General features: G+C 65.5%; 6 protein-coding genes and 1 pseudogene. All 7 read left to right on the top strand.

The window, feature by feature from the left end; all coding sequences use genetic code 11:
* Positions 1–47 precede the first annotated feature (47 nt).
* The 7 genes and pseudogenes from ACTJKT_RS14925 (at position 48) to urtD (ending at position 8,079) form a co-directional block, all read left to right on the top strand.
* Positions 48–836 (top strand): ABC transporter ATP-binding protein, encoded by a 789-nt coding sequence (locus tag ACTJKT_RS14925; protein WP_440787635.1) that lies wholly within the window; start codon positions 48–50, stop codon positions 834–836.
* Positions 833–1,804, top strand: coding sequence for an ABC transporter substrate-binding protein (locus ACTJKT_RS14920; protein WP_440787615.1), 972 nt, complete (start codon positions 833–835; stop codon positions 1,802–1,804). The genes ACTJKT_RS14925 and ACTJKT_RS14920 overlap by 4 nt, the downstream gene beginning before the upstream one ends.
* Positions 1,801–2,811, top strand: a complete 1,011-nt coding sequence (locus ACTJKT_RS14915; protein ID WP_440787614.1) for a FecCD family ABC transporter permease — start codon at positions 1,801–1,803, stop codon at positions 2,809–2,811. Before ACTJKT_RS14920 ends, ACTJKT_RS14915 begins: the two co-directional genes overlap by 4 nt.
* A gap of 435 nt (positions 2,812–3,246) precedes the next feature.
* Entirely contained in the window at positions 3,247–4,512 is a 1,266-nt protein-coding gene (gene urtA / locus ACTJKT_RS14910; RefSeq protein WP_440787613.1) for an urea ABC transporter substrate-binding protein, read from the top strand.
* A 133-nt stretch (positions 4,513–4,645) separates the two neighbouring features.
* A pseudogene (urtB, locus tag ACTJKT_RS14905) lies at positions 4,646–6,143 on the top strand (urea ABC transporter permease subunit UrtB).
* Positions 6,143–7,222, top strand: coding sequence for an urea ABC transporter permease subunit UrtC (gene urtC, locus ACTJKT_RS14900; protein ID WP_440787612.1), 1,080 nt, complete (start codon positions 6,143–6,145; stop codon positions 7,220–7,222). Before urtB ends, urtC begins: the two are co-directional and overlap by 1 nt.
* Positions 7,219–8,079: an urea ABC transporter ATP-binding protein UrtD gene (gene urtD / locus ACTJKT_RS14895; protein WP_440787611.1), complete on the top strand. Its 861-nt coding sequence runs from the start codon at positions 7,219–7,221 to the stop codon at positions 8,077–8,079. The genes urtC and urtD overlap by 4 nt, the downstream gene beginning before the upstream one ends.
* The last annotated feature ends 21 nt before the right edge of the window (positions 8,080–8,100 follow it).

Genomic DNA, 8,100 nt, shown 5'->3' with positions numbered 1-8,100 from the left:
CCCGCGATAACGCCCGTAGTAGCACCCCATACTTCAAGAGTGAATGCATGACCTCGCTGAACCTCACCAACCTGGCCTGGACGCCCCTGGGCCAGGGCCACTGTCATCACCAGTTCCAACTGCGTGAGGCCAGCCTGCGAGTGGCGCCGGGGGAGTTCGTCGGCCTGATCGGCCCCAACGGCAGCGGCAAGACCAGCCTGCTGCGTTGCAGCTATCGCTTCAGCCGGCCGGACCAGGGCGAAGTCCGGCTCGATCACTACAACGTCTGGAAGCAGACGCCGCGCTGGTGCGCGCAACGCATCGCCGTGGTGCTGCAGGAGTTTCCCGATGCCTTCGGCCTGACCGTCGAAGAAGTGGTCGCCATGGGCCGCACGCCGCACAAGGGCCTGTTCGACGGCGACAGCGCCGCAGACCGCGCCATCGCCCGCCAGGCGCTGGAGTCGGTGGGCCTGCTGGGCTTCGAGGCGCATGCCTTCGCCACCCTGTCCGGCGGGGAAAAGCAGCGGGTGATCCTGGCCCGCGCCCTGGCCCAACAACCGCAACTGCTGATCCTCGACGAGCCGACCAACCACCTCGACCCGCGCTACCAGCTGGAGCTGCTGCAACGGGTCAAGCGCCTGGGCATTGGCACCCTTGCCAGCATCCATGACCTGAACCTCGCCGCCGCTTTCTGCGACCGCCTGTACGTGATCGATCACGGACGCATCGTCGCCAGCGGCACGCCGGCCGAAGTGCTGACCCGCGAACTGCTGCAGCAGGTATTCGGCGTCCAGGCCCTGGTCGACCAACACCCGCTGTCCGGCTACCCACGAATCACCTGGATAACCCAACCATGACCCCGCGCGTCTCACTCAACAGCCTGTTTCGCTCCAGCCTGTGCCTGGCCCTGTCGCTGCTCGCCGGCCAGGCCCTTGCCGAAGCCACCCGTTACCCGTTGACCGTCCACAGCTGCAACCGCGAGGTGACCTTCAAGGAGGCGCCGAAACACGCCCTGAGCCACGACATCAACATGACCCAGATGATGCTCGCCCTCGGCCTCAAGTCGCGCATGGTCGGCTACAGCGGCATCAGCGGCTGGAAGGCGGTGACGCCCGAGATGCGGAGCATCCTCGACGGCCTGCCGGAGCTGGCGGCCAAGTACCCGTCGGTGGAAACCCTGCTCGACGCCAATGTCGATTTCTTCTTCGCCGGCTGGGACTACGGCATGCGCGTCGGCGGCGACCTGACCCCGCAGACCCTGACGCCGCTGGGCATCAATGTGCTGGAGTTGACCGAGTCCTGCGCCTTCGTGATGAAGCGCCCGCCGGCCAGCCTCGACGACACCTACAACGACCTGCGCAACCTGGGGCGGATCTTCGATGTGCAGGACCGCGCCAACCAGTTGATCGCCGACATGCAGCAACAGGTCGCCACTATCCAGCAGGACCTGCCCACGGAGAAACCGCGGGTGTTCCTCTACGACAGCGGCGAAGACCGCGCCATGACCTCCGGCCGCCTGGGCATGCCCCAGGCGCTGATCGACGCCGCCGGCGGGCGCAACATCCTCGACGATGTGGAGGCCAGCTGGACCCGGGTCAATTGGGAAACCGTGGTCGAGCGCAACCCGCAGGTGATAGTGATCGTCGACTACAGCGAAATCACCGCCGAACAGAAGCAGCAGTTCCTGCTGGACAACAAGGCGCTGCAATCGGTGGACGCGATCCGCAACCAGCGCTTTATCGTGATCCCCTACGTGCAGGCCACGCCGGGCATCGATAACGTCGAAGCGGTGCAAACCCTGGCCAAGGGTTTCCACGGCGCATGATCGATCGTCGTTATGCCTTGCTGCTAACTGCCCTCGGCGCGTTGCTGCTGGCGTCCTGCGTGCTGTCCCTGGGTTTTGGTTCGGCGCGGGTGCCGGTGGACGTGGTCTGGCGGATCCTGCTGCACAAGGCCCTCGGCCTGGGCGAGGTGGAGTGGAGCGCCGGGCAGGAACATATCGTCTGGCTGATCCGCGTGCCGCGCATGCTGCTCGGCGCCCTGGTCGGCGCCGGGCTGGCCTTGATCGGCGCGGTGCTGCAAGCGGTGACGCGCAATCCGCTGGCCGATCCGCACCTGCTCGGCGTGACCTCCGGCGCCACCCTGGGCGCGGTGATCGTGGTGCTGCATGTGGGTGAAATCGTCGGCCTGCTGACCCTGCCCATCGCCGCCTTTATCGGCGCCCTGGCGAGCATGCTGCTGGTGCTCGGCATCGCCGCGCGCCATGGCCGGCTCGACAGCGACCGCCTGTTGTTGTGCGGGGTGGCGGTGTCCTTCGTGATGATGGCGGTGGCCAACCTGCTGTTGTTCATGGGCGACCACCGCGCCAGCTCGGCGGTGATGTTCTGGATGCTCGGCGGGCTGGGCCTGGCGCGCTGGGAACTGCTCGCGGTGCCGGCGGCCAGCGTGCTGCTCGGGCTGGTCCTGCTGCTGGGCATGGCGCGGCCGTTGAACGCGCTGATGGCTGGCGAGCAGACCGCGGTGACCCTCGGTTTGAATGCCCGCAATGTGCGGCTGCGGGTGTTCCTGATCGCCTCGCTGATGACCGGGGTGCTGGTGTCCATCAGCGGTTCCATCGGCTTCGTCGGGCTGATGGTGCCGCATATCGCCCGACGTCTGGTCGGTGCCGAGCATCGTCGGCTGTTGCCGGTGTGCGTGCTGCTGGGCAGTGTGTTCCTGGTCTGGGTCGATGTCGCCGCCCGCACCCTGATCGCCCCCGAAGACCTGCCCATAGGCGTGGCCACGGCGGCCATCGGCGGGTTGTTTTTCATCGGCCTGATGCGGCGGCGCTGAAAGGCTGTGTAGGAGCGAGCGGGCGGCGATCCGACTTGCTCGCGATGACGGCGCATCAGGTACACCGCTATCGCGGGCAAGCCTCGCTCCTACAGAAGAACAATGCGCACGGTTTGGCGGACGGTGCCCTGTAGCCGCTGCCGCAGGCTGCGATCGCGACCGAAGGGCGCGCGAGGTCTCAANGTCGAAGTCCTTCGGACTTATCGCAGCCTGCGGCAGCGGCTACAAGGGCGGCCACCACCAGCACCAACGAAGCGCATTCGCCCGCACCAAAGACGCCTGATGGCCCTGCATTGGTGCGCCAACCCTCTCCCCCACTCCGTAAAAGCGACGTTTTCATGCCCTGTGCCGACTAGGCACACCCCTTGCAAAACAGCCCTTCAGTAGTCCGCATCTGCCAACCAAGAAAACTCACAAGTTCATGGAGATCGCACAATGAAGCGTCGCAGCTTGATCAAGGCTTTCACACTCACGGCAAGCATTGCCGCGATGGGCATGACCTGGACCGTCCAGGCCGCCGAGACCATCAAGGTCGGTATCCTGCACTCGCTGTCGGGGACCATGGCGATCTCCGAAACCTCACTCAAGGACATGGCGCTGATGACCATTGACGAGATCAACGCCAAGGGCGGCGTCAATGGCAAAAAGCTCGATGCGGTGGTGGTCGACCCGGCATCGAACTGGCCGCTGTTCGCCGAGAAAGGCCGGCAGCTGCTGACCCAGGACAAGGTCGCCGTGGTGTTCGGCTGCTGGACCTCGGTGTCGCGCAAGTCGGTGCTGCCGGTGTTCGAGGAACTCAACGGCCTGCTGTTCTACCCGGTGCAATACGAGGGCGAAGAGATGTCGCCGAACGTGTTCTACACCGGCGCGGCGCCTAACCAGCAGGCGATCCCGGCAGTGGAGTACCTGATGAGCGAAGACGGCGGCAGCGCCAAGCGCTTCTTCCTGCTCGGCACCGACTATGTCTACCCGCGCACCACCAACAAGATCCTGCGCTCCTTCCTGCATTCCAAGGGCGTGGCCGACAAGGACATCGAAGAGGTCTACACCCCGTTCGGCCACAGCGATTACCAGACCATAGTCGCCAACATCAAGAAGTTCTCCGCCGGCGGCAAGACCGCGGTCATCTCCACCGTCAACGGCGACTCCAACGTACCGTTCTACAAGGAGCTGGCCAACCAGGGCCTGAAAGCCACCGACGTACCGGTGGTGGCCTTCTCCGTGGGCGAGGAAGAACTGCGCGGCATCGACACCAAGCCGCTGGTGGGCAACCTCGCGGCCTGGAACTACTTCGAGTCCGTGGAGAACCCGGTGAACCAGAAGTTCGTCGCCGACTGGAAAGCCTACGCCAAGGCCAAGAAGCTGCCGGGCGCGGATAAAGCCGTGACCAACGACCCGATGGAAGCCACCTACGTCGGCATCCACATGTGGGCCCAGGCGGTGGAGAAAGCCAAGTCCACCGACGTCGACAAGGTCCGCGAAGCCCTGGCCGGCCAGACCTTCGCCGCGCCGTCGGGCTACACCCTGACCATGGACAAGACCAACCACCACCTGCACAAGCCGGTGATGATCGGCGAGATCCAGCCGGACGGTCAGTTCAGCGTGGTCTGGCAGACCGAAGGCCCGATCCGCGCCCAGCCGTGGAGCCCGTTCATTCCGGGCAACGACAAGAAGCCGGATTACGCGGTGAAGAGCAACTGATCGCCGCATCCACCCTTCTGTAGGAGCAGGGGGACGCCCAGTCCTTGCTCGCGATGGCGGCGCATCAGGTACACCGCCATCGCGGGCAAGCCTCGCTCCTACAAGGTTCTCTGTCGCACTCAAGGACGTAGTCATGCCCCTTTTTCGCCTGCTTCTGGCCTGCCTCCTGTTGTTGCCGATCGCCGTCCACGCGGGAGACGCCGAAGACTTCGTCGCGGCCAATCCCACGCAACAGGCCAGGCTCCTGGAAAGCTGGGCTGCGCAGNCCCGACCCGGCGCGCCTCGAACTGCTCGGTGCCTTGCAGCAAGGCCAGCTGACCGTCGACGGGCAAGCCAAGACCTTGCGTCTGAACAATCGCCTGCGCGGTCTGATCGACACCGCCGTGGCCAGCCATCAACTGCTCGCCGCCGACGCCAACATCCGTCTGGCCGCCGCGCAGCAGTTGCAGAAAAGCGCCAAGCCGGCGCAGCTGAAATTCCTCGATGCCAGCCTGGCTGCCGAACAGGACCAGGGCGTGCATGACGCCCTGAGCCTGGCCCTGGCCAACCTGCAACTGGTGGACAGCGACCCGGCCGTGCGCCTGGCCGCGGTACGCCTGCTGGGTGAAACCGGCGACCCGCTGGCCCGCACCCGCCTCGAAGGCCTGCTCGAACCCGGGGTGGAAGCCGATGCTGGGGTGCGCACCGCCGCCGAAACCAGCCTGGCCCAGGTCAAGCGCAAGCTGCTGGTCGGCGAAGTGCTCGGCCAGGCCTTCAGCGGCATGTCCCTGGGCTCGATCCTGCTGCTGGCGGCCCTCGGCCTGGCGATCACCTTCGGCCTGCTCGGGGTGATCAACATGGCCCACGGCGAGATGCTGATGCTCGGCGCCTACTCCACCTACATGGTGCAGTTGCTGTTCCAGCGCTACGCCCCGCAGGCCATCGAGTTCTACCCGCTGATCGCGCTGCCGGTGGCGTTCTTCGTCACCGCCGGCATCGGCATGGCCCTGGAACGCACGGTGATCCGCCATCTCTACGGCCGGCCGCTGGAAACCCTGCTCGCCACCTGGGGCATCAGCCTGATGCTGATCCAGCTGGTGCGCCTGGTGTTCGGCGCGCAGAACGTCGAGGTGTCGAACCCGGCCTGGCTGTCCGGCGGGATCCAGGTGCTGCCCAACCTGGTGCTGCCCTACAACCGCATCGTGATCATCGCCTTCGCGCTGTTTGTCGTCGTACTCACCTGGCTGCTGCTGAACAAAACCCGCCTGGGCCTGAACGTGCGCGCGGTCACCCAGAACCGCAACATGGCCGCCTGCTGCGGCGTACCGACAGGAAGGGTCGACATGCTCGCCTTCGGCCTCGGCTCCGGCATCGCCGGCCTCGGTGGCGTGGCCCTGAGCCAGATCGGCAACGTCGGCCCGGACCTGGGCCAGAGCTACATCATCGACTCGTTCCTGGTGGTGGTGCTCGGCGGCGTCGGCCAGCTGGCCGGTAGCGTGTTCGCCGCGTTCGGCCTGGGGATAGCCAACAAGATTCTCGAACCACAGATCGGCGCCGTGCTCAGCAAGATCCTGATCCTCGCGCTGATCATTCTGTTTATCCAGAAACGTCCGCAGGGCCTCTTCGCATTGAAAGGACGGGTGATCGACTGATGAACCAGCCTCTATTGGTTACCGCTACGCAAAAGGCCGGCCCCAAGGTCTCGGTCGCCGTCGGCGCGCTGATCCTGGTGGTGCTGCTGGCCCTGCCGCTGCTCTCGCTGCTGGCGCCGGACAACCCGCTGCACGTCTCGGCCTACACCCTGACCCTGGTGGGCAAGATCCTCTGCTACGCCATAGTCGCCCTGGCCCTGGACCTGGTCTGGGGTTACGCCGGGCTACTGTCCCTGGGCCATGGCCTGTTCTTCGCCCTCGGCGGCTACGCCATGGGCATGTACCTGATGCGCCAGGCCGCGGGGGACAGCCTGCCGGCGTTCATGACCTTCCTCTCGTGGAGCGAATTGCCCTGGTACTGGAGCGGCACCGGCAGCTTCCTCTGGGCGATGTGCCTGGTGGTCCTGGCACCAGGCTTGCTGGCATTGGTGTTCGGCTTCTTCGCCTTCCGCTCGCGGATCAAGGGCGTGTATTTTTCGATCATGACCCAGGCCCTGACCTTCGCCGGCATGCTCCTGTTCTTTCGCAACGAGACCGGCTTTGGCGGCAACAACGGCTTCACCAACTTCCGCACCATCCTCGGCTTCGGCATCACCGAGCCGGGCACCCGCGCGGTGCTGTTCCTGGCCACCGTGCTGTTGCTGGTGGCCAGCCTGTACATCGGCTGGCGCCTGGCCCGGAGCAAGTTCGGCCGGGTGCTGACCGCGCTGCGCGATGCCGAGAACCGCCTGATGTTCTGCGGCTACGACCCACGCGGCTTCAAGCTGTTCGTCTGGGTGTTGAGCGCGGTGCTTTGCGGCCTGGCCGGCGCCCTGTACGTGCCCCAGGTGGGCATCATCAACCCCAGCGAAATGTCGCCGACCAACTCCATCGAGGCCGCCGTGTGGGTCGCCCTGGGCGGTCGCGGCACGCTGATCGGCCCGCTGCTCGGCGCCGGCGTGGTCAACGGCATGAAGAGCTGGTTCACCGTGGCCTTCCCGGAATACTGGCTGTTCTTCCTCGGCGCGCTGTTTATCGTCGTGACCCTGTACCTGCCCAAGGGCGTGATCGGCTTGCTGAAAAAACGAGGTGAACAATGAGAGTCACTGCGACGGCTGATTTCATGCTTGAACCGATTCTGGAGCCCAACAAAGACGCTGGCGCCAGCCGCGACGCCATCGGCCTCGGCCAGGCCGCCGGCAAGGGCCTGAACACCCGCCACGGCACCATCCTGACCCTGGAAGACATCAGCGTCAGCTTCGACGGTTTCAAGGCGCTCAACGACCTCAACCTGTACATCGGCGTCGGCGAACTGCGCTGCATCATCGGCCCCAACGGCGCGGGCAAGACCACCCTGATGGACGTGATCACCGGCAAGACCCGGCCCACCCACGGCAAGGCCTGGTTCGGCGAAACCCTGGACCTGACGCAGATGAGCGAGGTGCAGATCGCCCAGGCCGGCATCGGCCGCAAGTTCCAGAAGCCCACGGTGTTCGAAGCCCTGAGCGTGTTCGAAAACCTGGAGCTGGCGCAGAAGACCGACAAGTCGGTGTGGGCCAGCCTGCGGGCGAAACTCTCCGGCGAGCAGAAAGACCGGATCGACGAAGTGCTGGAAACCATTCGCCTGACGGCCTCGGTGGAGCGCCAGGCCGGCCTGCTGTCCCACGGCCAGAAGCAGTTCCTGGAAATCGGCATGCTGCTGATGCAGGACCCGCAACTGCTGTTGCTCGACGAGCCGGTGGCGGGTATGACCGACGCCGAGACCGAGTTCACCGCCGAGCTGTTCAAGCGCCTGGCGGGCCAGCATTCGCTGATGGTGGTGGAGCACGACATGGGCTTCGTCGGCTCGATCGCCGACCACGTCACCGTGCTGCACCAGGGCAGCGTGCTGGCCGAAGGGTCGCTGGAACAGGTGCAGGAAAACGAACGGGTGATCGAGGTGTATCTCGGCCGCTGATGGCTATCCGTAGGAGCGAGG

It is taken from the genome of Pseudomonas sp. 22526, from assembly GCF_052044735.1.
Taxonomy (GTDB): domain Bacteria; phylum Pseudomonadota; class Gammaproteobacteria; order Pseudomonadales; family Pseudomonadaceae; genus Aquipseudomonas; species Aquipseudomonas piscium.
Note: the sequence above shows the minus strand (reverse complement) of the source record. Positions and strands in the feature narration are given on the sequence as shown.

Coding starts and splice junctions, on each gene's coding strand:
- ACTJKT_RS14925 (WP_440787635.1), top strand. CDS start 48: ATGACCTCGCTGAACCTCACCAACCTGGCCTGGACGCCCCTGGGCCAG.
- ACTJKT_RS14920 (WP_440787615.1), top strand. CDS start 833: ATGACCCCGCGCGTCTCACTCAACAGCCTGTTTCGCTCCAGCCTGTGC.
- ACTJKT_RS14915 (WP_440787614.1), top strand. CDS start 1,801: ATGATCGATCGTCGTTATGCCTTGCTGCTAACTGCCCTCGGCGCGTTG.
- urtA (WP_440787613.1), top strand. CDS start 3,247: ATGAAGCGTCGCAGCTTGATCAAGGCTTTCACACTCACGGCAAGCATT.
- urtC (WP_440787612.1), top strand. CDS start 6,143: ATGAACCAGCCTCTATTGGTTACCGCTACGCAAAAGGCCGGCCCCAAG.
- urtD (WP_440787611.1), top strand. CDS start 7,219: ATGAGAGTCACTGCGACGGCTGATTTCATGCTTGAACCGATTCTGGAG.